Raw genomic sequence first — 19886 nt, 5'->3', positions numbered from 1 at the left:
GGTCGGGAGCGGAGGCGGCATCCGTCGCCGACCACCGCTCTCCCAGGTCCGTACGGCAGGATGTGCGCCATGCCCAGTGCAGAGACGACGCGAGCGAGCGTGCGCGAGCCGGAGCCGGTGCGGCCGACCAAGGAGGACGAGGTCGCCGCGGCCGGCAGTGAGCTGATCGGCGGCCCCATCGGACGAAGGGCCCTTCTGGGGACGTCCTGGTGGACGCCAGTACGGGTCGTCGCGCTCGTCGCGATCGCCATGTTCGCCCTCGGCATGGTCCAGAAGCTGCCCTGCTACGACGGCGGCTGGTTCTTCGGGGCCAGCACCCAGTACACGCACGCGTGCTACTCGGACATTCCGCACCTCTACCAGGGGCGCGGTTTCGCCGACGGCCTGGTGCCGTACTTCGACAAGCTCCCGGGCGACATGGACTACCTCGAGTACCCCGTGCTCACGGGTGTGTTCATGGAGGTCGCGGCCTGGCTCACGCCGGGTGGCGGCAGCATCCAGGACCAGGAGCAGATCTACTGGATGGTCAACGCCGGGATGCTCATGGTGTGCGCGGCGGTCATCGCCGTGAGCACCGCGCGCACCCACCGCAGGCGCCCCTGGGACGGCCTCCTGGTCGCCCTCGCGCCCGCCTTCGCGCTCACGGCCACCATCAACTGGGACCTGCTCGCCGTGGCCCTGCTGGCCGCCGCGATGCTCATGTGGTCGCGGGGCCGCGCCCTCGCCTTCGGCATCCTGATCGGACTCGCGACCGCCGCCAAGTTCTACCCGTTCCTGGTGATGGGTCCGCTGCTCGTGCTGTGCTGGCGGGCCGGCAAGTGGCGCGAGTTCGGGATCGCGGTGATGGGCGCCGTGGGCGCCTGGCTGGTCGTCAACCTTCCGGTCATGTACCTCGCCCCGGAGGGCTGGGCGAAGTTCTACAGCTTCAGCCACGACCGGGGAGTCGACTTCGGTTCGGTCTTCCTGTTCCTCTCGACCTGGTTCAAGATCACGATCACCGCCGACACCGCGAACGCCTGGGCGCTGGTCCTGATGGTGCTCGTCTGCGTGGGCATGACCGCCCTCGCCCTCACCGCCCCGCGCCGCCCCCGCTTCGCCCAGCTGGCGTTCCTGGTCGTCGCGGCCTTCGTCCTCACCAACAAGGTCTACTCGCCCCAGTACGTACTGTGGCTGGTCCCCCTCGCCGCGCTGGCCCGGCCGCGCTGGCGGGACTTCCTGATCTGGCAGGCGTGCGAGGTCGCGTACTTCCTGGGGATCTGGATGTACCTCGCGTACACGACCAGCGGGGACGCCCACAAGGGCCTCTCATCGCAGGGCTACCAGATCGCCATCGCCGTCCACCTCCTGGGCACGCTGTACCTGTGCGCCGTGGTAGTACGCGACATCTTCATGCCGGAACGGGACATGGTCCGCAAGGCGGGCGACGACGACCCCTCGGGCGGAGTCCTCGACGGGGCGGAGGACGCCTTCGTCCTCGGGGCCGCGGCCCATCCGCCCAGGCACGCGGCGCACTTCGAGGGGCCGCCGGTGCAGTGGGGCAACGGAGGCGTGGCCGTGGAGGACCGTTCGCCCTGAGCGAACACCGTGCCCACGGGTCATACGAAAAGGCCGTACACGGTGATCGTGTACGGCCTTTCGGCTGCTTGCTGCTCCCCTGGGGGAAGGCGGCGCGCCTGCGTCAGCGCTCGACGACGCGGTCGAACTGCGTGGTCGTGTGCCGCAGATGGGCCACCAGCTCGTCGCCGACCCTCGGCTCCGTGGCGTCGGAGGGCACGAAGAGGATCGAGACCTGCATGTGCGGGGGCTCGGCGAACCAGCGCTGCTTGCCCGCCCAGACGAACGGGGAAAGGTTCCGGTTGACCGTCGCCAGGCCGGCCCGGGCGACGCCCTTGGCGCGCGGCATGACGCCGTGCAGCGCCTTCGGGGCCTCCAGGCCCACCCCGTGCGACGTACCGCCCGCCACGACGACGAGCCAGCCGTCCGAGGCCGCCTTCTGCTGCCGGTAGCCGAAACGGTCGCCCTTGGCGACGGGCGTGACGTCCAGGACGGCCCCGCGGTACTCGGTCGCGTCGTGGTCGCCCAGCCACAGCCGCGTACCGATGCGGGCGCGGAACCGGGTCTGCGGGAACTGCTGCTGCAGACGCGCGAGTTCCTGGGCCTTCAGGTGGCTGACGAACATCGTGTGCAGCGGCAGGCGGGCCGCACGCAGGCGGTCCATCCAGCCGATGACCTCCTCGACGGCGTCCGAGCCGTCGGTACGGTCCAGCGGCAGGTGGATGGCGAAGCCCTCCAGCCGCACGTTCTCGATGGCGGAGTGCAGATGCGGCAGATCCTGCTCGCTGACACCGTGCCGCTTCATCGAGGACATCACCTCGATGACGACACGGGCGCCCACGAGGCCGTACACGCCGTCGATGGACGACACCGAGCGGATGACACGGTCGGGCAGCGGTACGGGCTCCTCGCCCCGCCTGAACGGCGTCAGGACCAGCAGGTCGCCGCCGAACCAGTCCTTGATCCGGGCGGCCTCGTACGTGGTGCCGACGGCGAGGATGTCGGAGCCGAGGCGGGTGGCCTCGTCCGCGAGCCGTTCGTGGCCGAAGCCGTAGCCGTTGCCCTTGCAGACGGGGACGAGCCCCGGGAACTGCTCGGACACCTGCTTGTGGTGTGCCCGCCAGCGCGCGGTGTCGACGTAGAGCGTGAGCGCCATGGCCGGTCCCGGAACCTTTCTCGTGGCTGCGGTGTATCAGAGGTATGGAAGGAAAGTGTGGCTTATGCGCCGGACCGACGGAGCGACACCGGGCCGGATCAGCGGCTCGGCATGCTGTTCGGGCCGGCTCGGTGGCAGGACCCTCAGCGGCGGGACATGTAGATGTCGAGCGCCTTGTGCAGCAGCTTGTTGAGCGGGAAGTCCCACTCTCCGAGGTACTCGGCCGCCTGACCGCCCGTGCCCACCTTGAACTGGATCAGGCCGAAGAGGTGGTCGGTCTCGTCCAGCGAGTCGGAGATGCCGCGCAGGTCGTACACCGTCGCACCCAGGGCGTACGAGTCGCGCAGCATCCGCCACTGCATCGCGTTCGAGGGACGGAACTCACGGCCGATGTTGTCCGAGGCGCCGTACGAGTACCAGACGTGTCCGCCGACCACCAGCATCGTCGCCGCCGACAGGTTCACGCCGCCCCGCCGGGCGAAGTAGAGCCGCATCCGGTTGGGGTCCTCGGTGTTGAGGGCCGTCCACATGCGCTGGAAGTACGAGAGCGGTCGAGGCCTGAAGTGGTCGCGGATCGCCGTGATCTCGTACAGCCGCTGCCACTCCTCGAGGTCGTGGTAGCCGCCCTGGACGACCTCGACCCCCTCCTTCTCGGCCTTCTTGATGTTGCGGCGCCACAGCTGGTTGAAGTTCTTGTGGACCTCTTCCAGGGAGCGGTTGGCCAGCGGCACCTGGAAGACGTAGCGGGGCTGCACGTCGCCGAAGCCGGCGCCGCCGTCCTCGCCCTGCTGCCAGCCCATGCGGCGCAGCTTGTCGGCCACCTCGAAGGCGCGCGGCTCGATGAAGTCGGCCTCGATGTCGCGCAGACGCTTCACGTCCGGGTTCTGGATGCCGCCCTTGATGGAGGTGGCCTCCCAGCGCCGGATGATCACCGGCGGCCCCATCTTCACGGAGAAGGCACCCTGCTGCTTGAGGTGCGCGAGCATCGGCTGCAGCCACTCGTCGAGGTTCGGCGCATACCAGTTGATGACCGGGCCCTCGGGCAGATACGCGAGATAGCGCTTGATCTTGGGCAGTTGGCGGTACAGCACCAGTCCGGCGCCGACCATCTCGCCGCTCCTGCCGTCGAACCAGCCCAGGCTCTCCGAGCGCCATTCGGCCTTCACGTCGGCCCAGGCCGGGACCTGCATGTGGCTAGCCGAGGGCAGGCTCTGGATGTATGCCAGATGCTGCTCTCGGCTGATGGTCCTCAGGGTCAGGCTCATTCGGGGCGCTCCTCGGGCTGGTGTGTCCCCATGGGTACAGGGGCTCCGGCTCTCGCGCCGAAGCCTACTGCGCCCTGCGAGCGCCCCGTCTGGCCGTATGGAACCTGCGTCCTGACCGATGCCCGGTCGGGACGTTATGGGGTGTTGTGTCGCCTGTCGGGGGCCGTGTGGCGGCCGCGGAGTGGTGTCCGGGCCGCCCGGCCGCTTCGCCCCCTCAGCCGATGACGCCGCCGAAGAGGCCGCCGTGTGCCATGCCGAGGAAGAAGCCGACGGCGGAGGCGCCGAGCCCCAGGATCAGCCCGAAGCGCTGCCTGGTCGTCTCCGAGATGAACTGCCCGCCGGCGCCGGTGAAGATGCCCAGCAGCCCCGTCCAGGAGCTGATCAGATGCAGGCTGTCGAACTGTGCCGTGATGAACGCCGTCACTCCGAGCACCAGAGTCACGGCGAGCAGGGTGTCCTGGAGCGGATGGGGCTTGTGGTCGGTGGCGAGCAGGGATCCGGCGGTGTTGGTTCGCACTGTCTGTGCCATAAGGCACCTCCTGCGGAAGGCGGCGCATCGTAGCGCCATACACACCCGATGTGTACAGATTGACGGTGACCCCGGCCGGATTTCAACCCGAAGCGGGTGTGCAGGTACTCTGTACCCTCTGCACCGGTGTCTGCCCAGGCCGCGGCCAGGTCACGACGAGGACTCCCTTTCGGTTCACCGATCACTCGGTGCTTCGAACGGAGCCCGATTGTCAGTGGCGGCCGATACCGTTGCGTACGCATCACAACCCTCCTGCCACGGAACGACCGTGGCCGTTGAGTCCAAAGGAGGTGGGTTCCACATGCGTCACTACGAAGTGATGGTCATCCTCGACCCCGATCTGGAGGAGCGCGCTGTCGCCCCCCTGATCGAGAACTTCCTCTCCGTCGTCCGTGAGGGCAACGGAAAGGTCGAGAAGGTCGACACCTGGGGCCGTCGTCGTCTCTCGTACGAGATCAAGAAGAAGCCCGAGGGCATCTACTCGGTCATCGACCTGCAGGCCGAGCCTGCGGTCGTCAAGGAGCTCGACCGCCAGATGAACCTGAACGAGTCGGTCCTCCGGACCAAGGTCCTCCGTCCCGAGACCCACTGAGCTCTCCAGCTCAGCTGATCTCGGGCATCGAGTAGCAGCACCAGCAGCCAGCAGCAAACCCGCCGAGAGGTTCCCCCATGGCAGGCGAGACCGTCATCACGGTCGTCGGCAATCTTGTAGACGACCCCGAGCTGCGCTTCACCCCTTCCGGTGCGGCGGTCGCGAAGTTCCGTGTCGCGTCCACCCCCCGCACCTTCGATCGTCAGACCAACGAGTGGAAGGACGGCGAAAGCCTGTTCCTGACCTGCTCGGTCTGGCGTCAGGCGGCGGAGAACGTCGCCGAGTCGCTCCAGCGAGGCATGCGCGTCATCGTGCAGGGCCGGCTGAAGCAGCGGTCCTACGAGGACCGTGAGGGCGTCAAGCGCACGGTCTACGAACTGGACGTGGAGGAAGTCGGCGCCAGCCTGAAGAACGCCACGGCCAAGGTCACCAAGACCACCGGCCGAGGCGGTCAGGGCGGTTACAGCGGCGGCAATGGCGGCGGCGGCGGCCAGCAGGGCGGCGGCTGGGGCGGAAGCTCCGGCGGCGGCCAGCAGGGCGGCGGCGGAGCCCCCGCGGACGACCCCTGGGCGACCGGCACTCCTGCCGGTGGCGGCAACCAGGGCGGCGGCGGCGGTGGTGGCGGCTGGGGCGGAAGCTCCGGCGGTTCCGGCGGCGGCTACTCGGACGAGCCCCCCTTCTAGGCCTTCGGGCCGAGGGTGGGCCGTACCCCCACTTCTTGATCACACAGGAGAAACACCATGGCGAAGCCGCCTGTGCGCAAGCCTAAGAAGAAGGTCTGCGCTTTCTGCAAGGACAAGGTCACGTACGTGGACTACAAGGACACGAACATGCTGCGGAAGTTCATTTCCGACCGCGGCAAGATCCGTGCCCGCCGCGTGACCGGCAACTGCACGCAGCACCAGCGTGACGTCGCCACGGCTGTGAAGAACAGCCGTGAGATGGCGCTGCTGCCCTACACCTCCACCGCGCGATAAGGGAAGGGTGACCGAAACATGAAGATCATCCTCACCCACGAGGTCTCTGGCCTCGGTGCTGCGGGCGACGTCGTGGACGTCAAGGACGGCTACGCTCGCAACTACCTGATCCCGCGGAACTTTGCGATCCGCTGGACCAAGGGCGGCGAGAAGGACGTCGAGCAGATCCGTCGTGCTCGCAAGATCCACGAGATCGCGACCATCGAGCAGGCCAACGAGATCAAGGCCCGCCTCGAGGGCGTCAGGGTCCGCCTGGCCGTTCGCTCCGGCGACGCCGGTCGTCTCTTCGGCTCCGTCACCCCGGCCGACATCGCTTCGGCGATCAAGGCTTCCGGTGGCCCCGAGGTCGACAAGCGCCGCATCGAGCTGGGCTCGCCCATCAAGACCCTGGGCGCCCACGAGACGTCCGTGCGTCTGCACCCCGAGGTTGCCGCCAAGGTCAACATCGAGGTTGTCGCTGCCTGAGTGCAGCGCTCGGCATAGCTGAGAGAAGGGCCGAACCCCTCGGGGTCCGGCCCTTCTTCGTTTCACGTGAAACGGGAGACTTCCCCGGAATCAGCGGTTTCACGTGAAACGTAGGCTTCGCGCGCCGCGGGTTTCACGTGAAACGGGCGGCAGGCCGGATCGGTGCACGCATGCGCTCCCTGCGCTCGCTCGATCAGCGTGTGGCGCCCGTGACGATCCAGAGTCCCGAACGGGAGCGCAGCCACAGGGTCAGCATTCTCAGCGCCATCATCAGTGTCATCGCTCCCCACAGTGCTGTGAGCCCACCGCCGAAGACGGGCACCAGCAGGGCGACGGGCGCGAAGACCGCGAGGGTGAGCAGCATGGCCCACGCCAGATACGGTCCGTCCCCCGCACCCATGAGGACTCCGTCCAGGACGAAGACGATTCCACTGATGGGCTGGGAGACAGCCACCAGGACCAGTGCGGGGAGTGCGGTGTCCTGGACGGCCGGGTCGCTGGTGAACAGTGGGAGGAACAGCGGCCGGGCGACGAAGACCAGCAGGCCGAGGACGACGCCGGAGGCGATGCCCCACTGGACCATGCGGCGACAGGCCTCGCGGGCGCCCTGAGCATCGTTCGCGCCGAGGTAGCGTCCGATGATGGCCTGCCCGGCGATGGCGATCGCGTCGAGCGCGAAGGCGAGTAGGCTCCACAGGCTCATGATGATCTGGTGGGCGGCGATGTCCGCGTCCCCGAGACGGGCCGCGACGGCAGTGGCGATCATGAGGATCGCGCGCAGTGACAACGTCCGCACCAGCAGGGGGGCACCGGCCTGGGCGCAGGCCCGGATGCCGGCGACGTCCGGCCGTAGCGAGGCCCCGTGCTGCCGGGCTCCGCGTACGACCACGAACAGATACGCCGCGGCCATGCCGAACTGGGCGATGACCGTGCCCCAGGCGGAGCCCGCGATGCCCAGTCCGGCGCCGTAGACGAGTCCGGCGTTGAGCCCGGCGTTGGCCACGAAGCCCGCGACGGCGACATAGAGCGGAGTCCTCGTGTCCTGCAACCCCCGCAGGATCCCGGTCGATGCGAGGACGATGAGCATCGCGGGGATGCCGAGTGAGGAGATGCGCAGATACGTCGTCGCGTAGGGGGCCGCGGTCGGTGAGGCGCCGAAGAGCTCTACCAGGGCGGGGGCCGTGGGCAGGACGGTGACGATGACGACGGTGCCGAGCAGGATCGCGAGCCAGATGCCGTCCATGCCCTGACGGATCGCGGCTCGCAGATCACCCGCGCCGACCCGCCGGGCGACGGCGGCGGTGGTGGCGTAGGCGAGGAAGACGAAGACGCTGACGGCCGTCACGAGGAGGGCGGAAGCGATACCGAGACCGGCCAGTTGTGCGGTGCCGAGATGGCCGACGATGGCGCTGTCCGCCATCACGAAAAGAGGCTCGGCGACGAGTGCGCCGAAGGCCGGAACGGCCAGCGCGACGATCTCTCGGTCGTGCCGGCGTCGGGCGGCCCTGGGCGCCGCGGGAGCCTGTGTCATGGGCACCAATCTAATCTTCCACAGGTAAGAGATGCAATGCAGTCATGACCCTTACTTGTCAGGTCGCCGGGCGTGTCGTCGCGCGCCGTTTGCAGGGATCTTGGTCCGGCCAGGAAAGTTTTTCTTCTGCACAGCCGGTGGACGGTGAAAGGCCAGGTCAGGAGTGTTGCCGGGGTCTCGCTGAGGGCTTGTTCACAGGCCTGTCCACCGGGTCGTGCACAGGTTTTGTGGAGTTCTCCACAGCATCTGGGCCGTCGTCCACATGGCCTGTGGATAACCAGATTGGCTGACGGTGCCCGCGGGCCTACCGTGGTGCGGCGCCCGCTCTCTCCTCCGCCCTCGGAAACCTCGCAAAACCGACGCGTCAGAACCGGAGTTGGGCCCCTTATTTGTCAGTGCCGTGCCGTAGAAATATTGGGCACGGCTAGGTCCGCTCGGCGGACGGGAGGAGGTGGCTCGGTGAGTATTTCCGAGCCCTTGGACGACCCGTGGGCCGACAGCGGTCCCAGTGATCGTCTGCCTGCTTCCCGTCAGCGCCGCGACACGGGGCGTGCCCGTGACGAACAGCACGACCGCGACCGGGACAACGGGCCGTGGGAAGGCGGGGGCTCGTCCTTCGAGCGCGTCCCGCCCCAGGATCTGGACGCCGAACAGTCCGTCCTCGGTGGCATGCTCCTGTCCAAGGATGCGATCGCCGATGTCGTCGAGGTCATCAAGGGCCACGACTTCTACCGGCCCGCGCACGAGACGATCTACACGGCGATCCTCGACCTGTACGCCAAGGGCGAGCCGGCCGACCCGATCACCGTCGCGGCCGAGCTCACCAAGCGCGGCGAGATCACCAAGGTCGGCGGCGCGTCCTACCTCCACACCCTCGTCCAGACGGTCCCGACGGCGGCCAACGCCGAGTACTACGCGGAGATCGTCCACGAGCGCGCGGTGCTGCGGCGTCTGGTCGAGGCCGGTACACGCATCACGCAGATGGGATACGCGGCCGACGGCGACGTCGACGAGATCGTCAACAGCGCCCAGGCCGAGATCTACGCCGTCACCGAGCAGCGCACCACCGAGGACTATCTGCCGCTCGGCGACATCATGGAGGGCGCCCTCGACGAGATCGAGGCGATCGGTTCGCGGTCGGGGGAGATGACCGGTGTGCCGACGGGCTTCACCGACCTCGACTCGCTCACCAACGGGCTGCATCCAGGCCAGATGATCATCATCGCGGCTCGTCCCGCCATGGGTAAGTCGACGCTCGCGCTGGACTTCGCCCGGGCCTGCTCCATCAAGCACAACATGCCGAGCGTGATCTTCTCCCTCGAAATGGGGCGCAACGAGATCGCGATGCGTCTGCTGTCCGCCGAGGCGCGCGTGGCACTGCACCACATGCGGTCCGGCACGATGACCGACGAGGACTGGACCCGGCTCGCGCGCCGGATGCCGGATGTCTCCGCCGCGCCGCTCTACATCGACGACTCCCCGAACCTGTCGATGATGGAGATCCGCGCCAAGTGCCGCCGTCTCAAGCAGCGCAGCGATCTGAAGCTCGTCGTGATCGACTATCTGCAGCTGATGCAGTCGGGCGGCAAGCGGTCCGAGAGCCGGCAGCAGGAGGTCTCCGACATGTCGCGAAACCTGAAGCTGCTGGCCAAGGAGCTGGAACTGCCGGTGATCGCGCTGTCGCAGCTCAACCGTGGCCCCGAGCAGCGCACGGACAAGAAGCCCATGGTCTCCGACCTGCGTGAATCCGGCTCGATCGAGCAGGACGCGGACATGGTGATCCTGCTGCACCGTGAGGACGCGTACGAGAAGGAGTCACCGCGGGCGGGCGAGGCGGACATCATCGTCGGCAAGCACCGTAACGGCCCTACGGCCACGATCACGGTGGCCTTCCAGGGCCACTACTCCCGCTTCGTGGACATGGCCCAGACCTGATCCAGTGTGCCCGGCGCGGCGGCGGAGGACATCTGCCGGAGTCCAGGGAAATGGGCTCGACGTGTGGGGCCGGTCCGGGTGGACTGGGGGTATGACAACACCTCAGGAAGAGCTGCTTCCCGGCACGCGCCGGGCTCTGTCGCACCGCATCGCCGTCGCTCAGGCCGACGGGCGGGCACCGTCGTTGGTGGCCGCGGTGGTCCGAGGCGGGCAGACGGTGTGGCACGGATCGCGAACCTCGGTGGACGGGCACGGGCCGGACGAGAACGTGCAGTACCGGATCGGCTCGATCACCAAGACCTTCACCGCCGTGCTGGTGCTGCGGCTGCGCGACGAAGGACTCCTGGATCTGGGCGACCCACTGGAGAAGCATCTGCCGGGAACAGGTGCGGGGGAGGCGACCATCGCCCAACTCCTGGCGCACACCGCCGGCCTGGCGGCCGAGACACCCGGCCCCTGGTGGGAACGTACCCCCGGTTCCCAGCGGCCCGAGCTGACCGATGTCCTCGGCGAGCAGCCCTTCCTCCACCCGGTCGGGCGGCTTCACCACTACTCGAACCCGGGCTACACCCTGCTCGGCGCTCTGGTCGAGGAAGTGCGGGGGGCGCCCTGGGAGGAAGTCCTGCGACGCGAGGTGCTCGAACCCCTGGGCCTGCACCGCACGAGCGGGCTGCCGCAGGCACCTCACGCGGGCGGCTGGGCCGTGCATCCGTGGGCGGACGTCATGATGCCGGAGCCCGCGGAGGATCTCGGCCGGATGGCCCCCGCCGGGCAACTGTGGTCCACCACGGGCGACCTGGCGCGTTTCGCGGTCTTCCTGGTGGAGGGTGACGACCGGGTGCTCAGCGCGGAATCCCTCCGGGAGATGCGGACGCCCGCGGCTCCCCTGGAGGCTGAGGGGTTGGCCTCGGGCGACGCGTACGGCCTGGGACTGCAGGTGCTGCACCGGTCGGGCCGGATTCTCACGGGCCACTCGGGGTCCCTGCCCGGCTTCATGGCAGCCCTCGTCCTCGACGAGCGGGACGACGTGTCGGCCGTGGTCCTGACCAACTGCACCTCCGGCGCGCGACCGCTGACGGTGGCAGCCGATCTCGTACGCATCGTCGCCGAGGCCGAGCCGCGGATCCCCGAACCCTGGCGTCCGGCCACCGGGATCGAACCGTCCCTCCTGGAGTTGGCGGGACCCTGGTACTGGGGAACTCAGGGGTGCGCGCTGCGCCTCGCCGCCGACGGCGTGGTCGAGTTGGGCCCGCTGGCAGGTGCCGGCCGCCGTTCCCGCTTCAGGCCGAACGGTGACGGGACCTGGACGGGACTCGACGGCTACTACACGGGGGAGCCGCTGCGGGCCGTACGACGGCCGGACGGGTCCCTGAGCCACCTGGACCTCGGGTCGTTCGTCTTCACGCGTCAGCCGTACGACCAGAGCGCTCCTGTGCCCGGTGGAGTGGACCCCGAGGGGTGGCGCGGCCTCGCGTAGGCGTCGATGCGTTGAGAGGCGTCCTGTTTCACGTGAAACAGGACGCCTTGGCGTAGGTGGGACCGCCGGGCCGTCGCGGTCGAGTGCGTTCAGAGCGCCAGTTTGAAACCTACGTGCGAGGCGGTGAAGCCGAGCCGCTCGTAGAAGCGGTGGGCGTCGGTGCGGCTGGCGTCGGAGGTCAGCTCGACCAACCGGCATTCCTGACGCCGGGATTCATCGACCGCCCACTCGATGATCAGGGTGCCGAGGCCGCTGCCGCGCTCGTCGGTACGCACCCGCACCGCTTCGATGAGAGCGCGGGTCGAGCCTCTGCGGGACAGCCCGGGAATGATGGTGAGTTGCAGGGTGCCGACGACCTGCCCCGCGCGAACGGCGACCACCAGGTGCTGGTTAGGGTCCCCGCTGAGCCGTTCGAGCGCGGCCAGATAGGGGGTCAGATCGTCCGGCGACTCCCGCTGGGCCCCGAGCGCATCGTCGGCGAGCATCGCGACGATGGCGGGAACGTCGTCCGCGACGGCCGGTCGGATCTCAAGATCTCCCATGGCCGCAGCCTATACAGCGGTGGAAAGCCGTCTGCGCAGGGCCTATGCGGGCACGCTCGCCGACTCCACGACACGGACCAGCGGTGCGAGTGCGGGGTTCTCGGCCGCTTCGTCGAGTGCCTCGCGCAGCGCGGCGTCATTGGTGGGCCGTGCCTCGTCGAGCAGCTTGAGACCCGCCTCGCTGACGTTCGTGTAGATGCCGCGGCGGTCGGTCGGGCAGAGGTAACGGGACAGCAGCCCGCGGTCCTCGAGCCGGGTGACGAGTCGAGTGGTGGCGCTCTGGCTGAGCACGACCGCGTCCGCGACCTGCTTCATCTGCAGATGACCGCCCTCGCCGTCGTGCTGCCGGCTGAGCACGTCGAGCAGGGAGTACTCCCGCACGCTCAGGTCGTGCCCGGCCTGCAGGGCGCGCTCGATGTGGGCCTCGATCCTCCCGTGCAGCAGGGAGAGGGCGCACCACCCTTGTGCGAGGGCGGTGAGTGCGGGGTCCGTGGCTGTCATGGCGTGTTCCTCCGTCCCGGAGCGGCTGTCACCAGGGTAGGGCACAAGTGCAATAGTCCGCTCTTGCATTTAACCCGCGTCTGCAACTATTGTGAACGCACGCAAAGCGCTCCTGCAATCTTTTGGGAAGGTGTACCCCACCATGCCTCTCGCGCTTCTGGCCCTCGCGATCGGGGCCTTCGGAATCGGAACCACCGAGTTCGTGATCATGGGTGTGCTGCCCGAGGTCGCCGGCGACTTCGGTGTCTCCATCCCCACTGCCGGGCTCCTGGTGACCGGCTACGCGCTCGGCGTCGTGATCGGCGCCCCGATCATGACCGCGCTCGGTACGAAGGTGTCGCGCAAGCGGATGCTGATGCTGCTGATGGGGCTCTTCGTCCTCGGCAACCTGCTCTCCGCCGTGGCGCCGGTCTTCGGACTGATGCTGGTGGGCCGGGTCGTGGCATCTCTCGCCCACGGCGCGTTCTTCGGTATCGGATCGGTCGTCGCCGCCGAGCTGGTCGCGCCCGAGAAGAAGGCCGGCGCGATCGCCATGATGTTCAGCGGGCTCACCATCGCGAATGTCGTGGGTGTCCCCCTGGGCACGCTGATCGGTCAGTCCGCGGGCTGGCGGGTCACCTTCGCGGGCGTGGCCGCGCTCGGCGTGATCGGTCTGCTGGGCGTCGCCAAGCTGGTCCCCGAGATGCCGAAGCCCGAAGGGGTCCACCTCCGCCATGAACTCGCCGCCTTCAAGAACGTCCAGGTCCTGCTGGCCATGGCGATGACCGTGCTCGGCTTCGGCGGTGTCTTCGCGGCCATCACCTACATCGCGCCGATGATGACCCATGTGACCGGCTTCGCCGACAGTTCCGTCACCTGGCTGCTGGTCCTCTTCGGCCTCGGCATGGTCGGCGGGAACCTCATCGGCGGCAGGTTCGCCGACCGGGCGCTGATGCCGATGCTGTACACGTCCCTGGGCGGCCTCGCCGTCGTGCTCGCACTGTTCACCGTGACGGCGCACAACAAGATCCTCGCGGCGGTCACGATCGCCCTGATCGGCGCCCTGGGGTTCGCGACCGTGCCGCCGCTCCAGAAGCGCGTCCTCGACCAGGCGCACGGCGCTCCCACGCTGGCCTCGGCCGTGAACATCGGCGCCTTCAACCTCGGCAACGCCCTCTCGGCCTGGCTCGGCGGAATCGTCATCGCAGGGGGCCTGGGCTACACGGCACCCAACTGGGTCGGCGCCGCGCTGGCCGCAGGAGCCCTGGTCCTCGCGGTCCTCTCGGCCGCTCTGGAGCGCCGGGCCGACGCCCCGGGCGCCGGGGTCACCGAAGGCGTGTCCACCGAGCAGCGGACCGCTGTCCACCACTGAGCCCACCGGCTCACCCGCTCACCGCCCCGACCGACAGGCGGCCACCGGCGACGACTCACCCGTCCCCCGGCCGAGTACAGCCCCACAAGGAGAAAACCCTTCATGAGCACCACTGCCACCGCGGTCGCCCCCCTGACCATCCAGGACGCCGAGGTTCTCCTCTCCGCGGCCCACCGGGCCGCCGAGGCCTCCGGAGTCACGGTCAGCGTCACCGTCCTCGACGCGGGCGGTCATCTGCTCGCCTTCCGGCGCGACGACCGGGCCGTCCTGATCTCCGGCGAGACCAGCACCCGCAAGGCCTACACGGCCCTCCAGCTGGACTCCGCCACCGCCGACCTCGTCGACGCGGTCCAGCCCGGCGGTCTCTTCCACACGCTGCCCACCGCACTCGACCGCCCGTTGCTGTTCATCGCGGGCGGTGTGCCGGTCCACCGTGACGGCCGTCTGATCGGCGCCATCGGCGTCGGGGGTGGAGCGCCGGAGCAGGACCACGGTTTCGCTGTCGCCGCTGTGGACGCTCTCGCCTGATCGTGCCCCCGCCGAAGTGCCGTCCCCAGCAGATGCCGGGGACGGCACTTCCGCGCGAGGACGCGGTTGCGTGTCAGGTGGTTCCTCAGCCCGCCGCCACCGTCAGCGGAGCGAAGCGTCGCGTCCAGTCGCCGGGCAGCTCCGAGATCCCGTATGTCATCACGGCGTTGAAGCCGACGGATTCAAGGCCGCACTCCTTCGCCCAGGACAGCAGCTCCTGGTGCCGTACATCGATGTCCGTGCGCAGCGGACGGTCGGTACGGGCGGCCAACGACGCGACGAGTGCCTTCGCGGTCTCCGTGTCGCGGGCGATCAGGGGACCCACGACCTGGGTGTCCATATTCGGCCAGGCGGCCCCGTATCCGGTGATCCGGCCGTTCTCCTCGGCGACGCGCAGTTGGTCGGAGAAGGCGGGAAGGCGCGTGATCACATGCGTGCGGTCGAGACCGAAGACCTCCGCGTCGAGCCGGAGGATCCCGGCAAGATCCTCGGCGGCGGCCGGCCGTGTCGTGACCTCTGGTTCCGGGCCGGAGAGGACGAAGGGTCCACGGACCATCTCGGCACGGCCCGTGACCTTGAAGCCGAGCTCCTCATAGAGCGGCTGCCCGTAAGGGGTCGCGTGCAGGGTCAGTGGGGTGAGGCCCTTCTCCGCCACCACATACCGCATCAGCCGTCGGCCGACGCCCTGGCGGGCATACCGCTTCGCCACCAGCACCATTCCGATCGCCCCCAGATCGGGCCGGCCCGGCGTTCCGTACTCAGTCACGACGCACACGGTGACGAGGCCGCCGTCCGGGGCGTCGATGCCGTATCCCTTCCCTGCCGTCAGAAGCAGACCCCATTTGTGTTCTTCGCGGGGCCATCCCCGGTCCTCGGACAAGTCGGCGCACGCGGTGAGATCGCGGAGCGTCAGACGGCGGATGGGCAGTGCAAGGAGGGAAGGTGTCGACACGCAGGTCAGGCTGTCCGACAGATACCCCCGACGTCCACTTGTTTGCCCGCGGACGCATGCTCTTTTGGCCATGCCGTCCCCGTCAGTAGCGGGCCGGCACAGACGTTTCACGTGAAACAGCGAAGACCGCGCACGCCACTAGCCTCGGCCCGTATGACACGCCTTCACCTCTTCGACCTCGACGGGACGCTGTTGTACGGCAGTTCCGCGCCTCTGGAGATCTCGCGGCAGATCGGTCTGGAGGCCGAGACCCTCGCGATCGAGCAAGCAATCTCGGCGGGACGCATCGGCCCGCCGGAATACGCCACGCAGGTGTACGCCTTGTGGGCGCAACTCACGGACGCACATGTGGCTGCGGCCTTCGAACAAGCGCCCTGGCTGTCCGGCATCGAAGACGTCTAGGCCGAGATCAGAGACAACGGGGACTACTGCGCCGTCGTCTCGCTCTCGCCCTCCTTCTTCGTCGAGCGGCTGACGAGGTGGGGCGCGCACGCGGCGTACGGCTCGCGCTTCCCCCGCCCTGCCCTTCGCCGAACCCGTCGATCTCGCCGGCATTCTGAGTGCCGCGGCGAAGGTGCAGATCGCGAACCGGCTCTGTGAAGAGTTCGGGGTGAGGCGGGCCGACTGCGTCGCCTACGGTGACTCGCTCTCGGACAAGTACCTGTTCGAGGCGGTGCCGGTGTCTGTCGCCATCAACGCGGACCGTCATCTGACTGGTATCGCCACGCACTCCTACATGGGACGGAGCCTGTGGGATGCCTATGAATTGGTCCGACGAGCCCTGTAATCAAAGCAATTGATGGGGAGTCCCTCGTTCGATCACTTCGAGGGAAGAGCGGACTTGTCTGTGGGGCGACTGCCGGTATGGTCGACTCCGGTTCGGGTCGCCGCGATGTGCGGGCATGTCGTGGGGCGTGAACGCAGGCCAATGCAGCGTAACGGGACGGAAAGATCGAGACCCGAATTTTCCGTTATGCGGACGGGCGTTGACGCGGAGTGGGATGCTGCGGTGAGGGCGATGCGGTCAATGTCACATTCTCGCCTTACTTGTCCGCGCTGAGCGGAAGCCTGGGTTGAATGTGGCCGCATTGGTCAGAGGACTGAACGGGGCAGGAGAGCAAGCCGTCTACGGGGGAAAGCAGGCATCTTCCGAACACGGAAGTGCGTAGACCGACCGAAAGATGTTCGAGGCGAGGCACAGTATGGACGCTCCGACCACCACGTCGGCCGACAAGGGCACTTCCGGAGGAAATGGCGGGAGCGGCTGGTTCACCCCGCGCAAGGAACCGGAGCCGACGGCCGCCGACAGAGAGCGGGAGACCGAAGGGGTCAGCCGGCTGGCCGCGCTGCGCCCCGTGGGCCGCTCCACGGAGCCCGGACCAGCGGAAGGAAGCCCTGGGAGGCACGGGCGCCACGGAGGCGAGGAGACGGGCACGCAGACACGAATATCTGCTCCTGAGGACGCGCTGCCCACGGCCGCGCCCCAGGAAGCGCCCGAGGCCGTCCGGAACGCTCTCCCGCCCTTCCAGGCACCGCCGACGCCCGCCCCCCGGAACGTGCCTCCCACGGAGTCCCCCGCGGACCGGAACCCCGGCCCCTCGCAACCGGGACCGATCCGTCCGGTGCCCGCGGGAAGGCCCGCCGCAGTCGCGGAACCGTCCCCCGACGCCGTGCTCATCCGTCGGACCATGGCCGAGGTCGGCCCCGTCGCCGACAAGGTCACGTCGTACTTCTACGCGCTGCTCTTCGTGCGGCACCCGGATCTCCGGTCGCTGTTCCCCGCCGCGATGGACACCCAGCGGGACCGCCTGCTCAAGGCGCTGCTCACCGCGGCCGAGCACATCGACAACACCCCGGTTCTCATCGACTATCTGCAGAACCTCGGTCGCGGTCACCGCAAGTACGGCACACGGCCCGAGCACTACCCGGCCGTGGGTGAGTGCCTCATCGGTTCGCTCAGCCGGTTCGGCTCGGCGGTCTGGGACGCCGAGACCGAGGCGGCCTGGGTGCGCGCGTACACGACCATCTCCCAGGTCATGATCGACGCGGCGTCCTCGGACGAGCTGCGTGCCCCGGCCTGGTGGTACGCCGAGGTGGTCGCGCACGACCTCAGGACCCCTGACGTCGCCGTCATCACCGTCCGGCCCGACCAGCCGTATCCTTTCCTCGCCGGGCAGTACACGAGCCTGGAGACGCCGTGGTGGCCCCGGATCTGGCGGCACTACTCGTTCGCCTCCGCGCCCCGGTCCGACGGACTGCTGTCCTTCCACGTGAAGGCGGTTCCGGCGGGGTGGGTGTCCAACGCCCTGGTGCACCGCGCCCGCCCCGGGGACATCATCCGTCTCGGGCCGCCGGCCGGATCGATGACCGTCGACCACAGCAGCGACAGCGGACTGCTCTGTCTGGGCGGCGGCACCGGCATCGCGCCCATCAAGGCGCTGGTCGAGGATGTTGCCGAGCACGGGGAGAGGCGTCCGGTCGAGGTCTTCTACGGTGCCCGCACCGATCACGACCTGTACGACATCGACACGATGCTGCGGCTTCAGCAGAGCCACCCCTGGCTCGCCGTCCGTCCGATCGTCGACCACCAGGCCCATCTCCACCTGCCTGACGCGGTGCGCGAGTACGGGCCGTGGAACGAGTACGACGCCTACCTCTCCGGGCCGCCGGGCATGATCCGCAGCGGGATGAACGTGCTGAGAGACGCCGGCATCCCGTCGGACCGCATCCGCCACGACTCGGTCGAGGAACTCGTCGGGGCCGGGGACTGATCCGAGGGGCGCGCCCGGCCGGGGGTGAGCTCGAGAACCGTGCGGCCGGCGGGCGTCAGCCCAGGTCGGGCGCGTGCATGGCCCGTACGCCTTCGATGTTCCCGTCGAGATAGTGGCGCAGGGACAGCGGGACGAGGTGGACGGAGGCGATACCGACCCGGGTGAAGGGCACCCGTACGATCTCGTACTCGCCACACGGCTCGTCGATCTCGGGGCCGTGCCGCAGGGCCGGATCCATGGATTCCAGGCGGCAGACGAAGAAGTGCTGCACTTTCACGCCGGTGGCGCCGCCGTCATCGCCGATGTGCTCGACGGTGTCGACGAAGCAGGGCACCACATCGGTGACCTTGGCTCCGAGTTCCTCGTGGACCTCGCGGTGAAGTGCGTCGACGACGGTCGTGTCCTCCGGTTCGACCCCGCCACCCGGTGTGAGCCAGTAGGGATCGACACCGGGCTTGGTGCGTTTGATCAGAATCAGGTCGTCGCCATCGAGCAGGACGGCACGGGCGGTGCGCTTGACCACGGGTCGGACGGTCATGGGAGAAATGTGGCCCGACAGGTTCCACGTGAAACATCGTGGAGCCTTGAGGGCCCCAGGAGGGCTCTCGGAGTGGGCCCACACGAGTACCTGGAGTTTGGCCCGGCCCGGCCCGGCCCGGTCTCAGGCCCAGTCCACCGCGGCCCGCAGCAGCCATTCGTATGCCCGAGCGATGTGCGGCATGGCCAGCGTGCCGGTGCGGACCACCAGAAAGTACGTGCGCAGCGGAGGGACCACCGGGTCGAGGAGCGCCACGACGTCTCCGCGCTCCAGTGCCTCGGCACACAGATACCGTGGTAGCACCGCGAGTCCCGCGCCCGTGGCGGCGCAGGCGAGCACGGCGCGGAGGTCGGGGACGACCACCGTGCCCGAGGCGGCCGGACGGGAGTCGAAGACGGAGGCCCAGTAGCGGGCGACGAGCGGCAGTGACTCGTGGACCTCGACTACGGGGAAGCTGTCCAGGACCGGCGAGCCCTTGCGGCGGAGTTTTCCGGGGTTGATGCGAGCGGCCCAGCGCGGAGCCGCCACCAGGACGTGCTCCTCGTCGCAGAGCGGGGTCGCGGTGAGCAGGGCGCCGCGCGGACGGGCCGTGGTGATGGCCAGGTCATGGTGTCCGGCGGCCAGCCCCTCCAATGTCTCCTCGGCATTGCCGAACGAGGCGCGCAGCGCGAACCCCTGTCCGTCGTCGCCCGTCAGCTCGGTCAGGGCCGGCAGCGCCCGCTCGGCGGTGAACTCCGGCGGCCCGGCGAGATGCAGGGTACGCAGCGACGAGTCCTCGTCGAGTCCGGCCTCGGCGATCTCCACCAGGGCGTCGAGATGGGGTGCGGCCTTGTGCGCGAGTTCGTCGCCGATCGTCGTGGGCGTCACTCCGCGGGCCTGACGCAGAAAGAGCGGCCTCCCCAACTGCCGCTCCAGGGTGCGGATCTGCGAGGTGACGGCGGGCTGGGAGAGGCCGAGCAGCGCGGCGGCGCGAGTGAAGGAACCGGCCCGGTGCACGGTCACGAACGTCCGCAGCAGGGCCAGATCCATGGTGCCCCTCCCTTCCCAGCACCCTCGACCGGACCCCAACTATAAATAAGTCGATAGGTCTCTGTCGCTACTGTGATTGGACACTGACACAGAGTCAACTAGCCTTGTTCGCGCGGTTCTTAGCGCAAAGAACCGGGACGGTCCGAGCCACGAGGGGGGAGGCTCGGACCGTCCGTCGGGCTGCTGCGGACGG

The 19886-nt window shown here is 68.7% G+C and carries 19 protein-coding genes and 1 pseudogene; 11 read left to right on the top strand and 9 right to left on the bottom strand.

Annotation, left to right across the window (positions count from 1 at the left end; all coding sequences use genetic code 11):
* The first annotated feature begins 69 nt into the window (after positions 1-69).
* Positions 70-1575 (top strand): glycosyltransferase family 87 protein, encoded by a 1506-nt coding sequence (locus OHB41_RS24015; RefSeq protein WP_266700265.1) that lies wholly within the window; start codon positions 70-72, stop codon positions 1573-1575.
* A gap of 103 nt (positions 1576-1678) precedes the next feature.
* On the opposite strand, the gene OHB41_RS24010 is transcribed toward OHB41_RS24015, so the two are convergent.
* The 3 genes from OHB41_RS24010 to OHB41_RS24000 all read right to left on the bottom strand — a co-directional run bounded on the left by OHB41_RS24010 (position 1679) and on the right by OHB41_RS24000 (position 4504).
* Entirely contained in the window at positions 1679-2710 is a 1032-nt protein-coding gene (locus tag OHB41_RS24010; protein WP_266700264.1) for an alanine racemase, read from the bottom strand.
* Between the two features lie 143 nt (positions 2711-2853).
* A complete protein-coding gene (locus tag OHB41_RS24005) occupies positions 2854-3975 on the bottom strand; it encodes a lipid II:glycine glycyltransferase FemX (RefSeq protein ID WP_266700263.1) in 1122 nt (373 codons plus the stop codon).
* A 214-nt stretch (positions 3976-4189) separates the two neighbouring features.
* On the bottom strand, positions 4190-4504 hold the full coding sequence (locus OHB41_RS24000; protein WP_266700262.1) for a hypothetical protein: 315 nt from the start codon (positions 4502-4504) through the stop codon (positions 4190-4192).
* A gap of 301 nt (positions 4505-4805) precedes the next feature.
* On the opposite strand from OHB41_RS24000, the gene rpsF reads away from it, so the two are divergent.
* The 4 genes from rpsF (at position 4806) to rplI (ending at position 6538) form a co-directional block, all read left to right on the top strand.
* Complete coding sequence (gene rpsF / locus OHB41_RS23995; RefSeq protein WP_005482942.1) at positions 4806-5096, top strand: 30S ribosomal protein S6; 291 nt, start codon at positions 4806-4808, stop codon at positions 5094-5096.
* 77 nt (positions 5097-5173) lie between these two features.
* A complete protein-coding gene (locus OHB41_RS23990) occupies positions 5174-5779 on the top strand; it encodes a single-stranded DNA-binding protein (protein ID WP_266700261.1) in 606 nt (201 codons plus the stop codon).
* A 57-nt stretch (positions 5780-5836) separates the two neighbouring features.
* Positions 5837-6073 (top strand): 30S ribosomal protein S18, encoded by a 237-nt coding sequence (gene rpsR / locus OHB41_RS23985; protein WP_003949403.1) that lies wholly within the window; start codon positions 5837-5839, stop codon positions 6071-6073.
* 18 nt (positions 6074-6091) lie between these two features.
* Positions 6092-6538, top strand: a complete 447-nt coding sequence (rplI, locus tag OHB41_RS23980; RefSeq protein ID WP_148009270.1) for a 50S ribosomal protein L9 — start codon at positions 6092-6094, stop codon at positions 6536-6538.
* Positions 6539-6731: 193 nt separating this feature from the next.
* Here the strand turns inward: rplI and OHB41_RS23975 are convergent, their stop codons facing one another.
* Positions 6732-8078, bottom strand: a complete 1347-nt coding sequence (locus OHB41_RS23975) for an MATE family efflux transporter (protein WP_526024957.1) — start codon at positions 8076-8078, stop codon at positions 6732-6734.
* Between the two features lie 450 nt (positions 8079-8528).
* On the opposite strand from OHB41_RS23975, the gene dnaB reads away from it, so the two are divergent.
* Together dnaB and OHB41_RS23965 are read left to right on the top strand one after the other, a co-directional pair.
* Positions 8529-10004, top strand: a complete 1476-nt coding sequence (dnaB, locus tag OHB41_RS23970; RefSeq protein ID WP_168529027.1) for a replicative DNA helicase — start codon at positions 8529-8531, stop codon at positions 10002-10004.
* A 91-nt stretch (positions 10005-10095) separates the two neighbouring features.
* Entirely contained in the window at positions 10096-11481 is a 1386-nt protein-coding gene (locus OHB41_RS23965; protein WP_266700259.1) for a serine hydrolase domain-containing protein, read from the top strand.
* 89 nt (positions 11482-11570) lie between these two features.
* On the opposite strand, the gene OHB41_RS23960 is transcribed toward OHB41_RS23965, so the two are convergent.
* On the bottom strand, positions 11571-12023 hold the full coding sequence (locus tag OHB41_RS23960) for a GNAT family N-acetyltransferase (protein ID WP_266700258.1): 453 nt from the start codon (positions 12021-12023) through the stop codon (positions 11571-11573).
* 42 nt (positions 12024-12065) lie between these two features.
* Positions 12066-12524, bottom strand: a complete 459-nt coding sequence (locus tag OHB41_RS23955) for a MarR family winged helix-turn-helix transcriptional regulator (RefSeq protein WP_266700257.1) — start codon at positions 12522-12524, stop codon at positions 12066-12068.
* 142 nt (positions 12525-12666) lie between these two features.
* Between OHB41_RS23955 and OHB41_RS23950 the strand changes: the two genes are divergently transcribed.
* Positions 12667-13875, top strand: coding sequence for an MFS transporter (locus tag OHB41_RS23950; protein ID WP_266700256.1), 1209 nt, complete (start codon positions 12667-12669; stop codon positions 13873-13875).
* A 102-nt stretch (positions 13876-13977) separates the two neighbouring features.
* Positions 13978-14403, top strand: coding sequence for a GlcG/HbpS family heme-binding protein (locus tag OHB41_RS23945; RefSeq protein ID WP_266700255.1), 426 nt, complete (start codon positions 13978-13980; stop codon positions 14401-14403).
* Positions 14404-14488: 85 nt separating this feature from the next.
* Here OHB41_RS23945 and OHB41_RS23940 read toward each other — a convergent pair whose 3' ends face one another.
* Positions 14489-15355, bottom strand: a complete 867-nt coding sequence (locus OHB41_RS23940; RefSeq protein WP_266700254.1) for a GNAT family N-acetyltransferase — start codon at positions 15353-15355, stop codon at positions 14489-14491.
* Between the two features lie 153 nt (positions 15356-15508).
* On the opposite strand from OHB41_RS23940, the pseudogene OHB41_RS23935 reads away from it, so the two are divergent.
* Both OHB41_RS23935 and OHB41_RS23930 read left to right on the top strand, forming a co-directional pair.
* Positions 15509-16142: pseudogene (locus OHB41_RS23935) on the top strand (HAD family hydrolase).
* 394 nt (positions 16143-16536) lie between these two features.
* Positions 16537-18126 carry a globin domain-containing protein gene (locus OHB41_RS23930; protein WP_266700253.1) on the top strand — a complete coding sequence of 530 codons (1590 nt, stop codon included), beginning with the start codon at positions 16537-16539 and terminating at the stop codon, positions 18124-18126.
* A gap of 55 nt (positions 18127-18181) precedes the next feature.
* On the opposite strand, the gene OHB41_RS23925 is transcribed toward OHB41_RS23930, so the two are convergent.
* Both OHB41_RS23925 and OHB41_RS23920 read right to left on the bottom strand, forming a co-directional pair.
* Positions 18182-18664, bottom strand: coding sequence for an NUDIX domain-containing protein (locus OHB41_RS23925; RefSeq protein WP_266700252.1), 483 nt, complete (start codon positions 18662-18664; stop codon positions 18182-18184).
* Positions 18665-18787: 123 nt separating this feature from the next.
* Positions 18788-19693, bottom strand: coding sequence for a LysR family transcriptional regulator (locus tag OHB41_RS23920; protein ID WP_266700251.1), 906 nt, complete (start codon positions 19691-19693; stop codon positions 18788-18790).
* Between the last annotated feature and the right edge of the window lie 193 nt (positions 19694-19886).

It is taken from the genome of Streptomyces sp. NBC_01571 (assembly GCF_026339875.1).
In the GTDB taxonomy this organism is placed as follows: domain Bacteria; phylum Actinomycetota; class Actinomycetes; order Streptomycetales; family Streptomycetaceae; genus Streptomyces.
The sequence above is the reverse complement of the archived record's forward strand: the minus strand, read 5'-3'. Positions and strand labels throughout refer to the sequence as shown.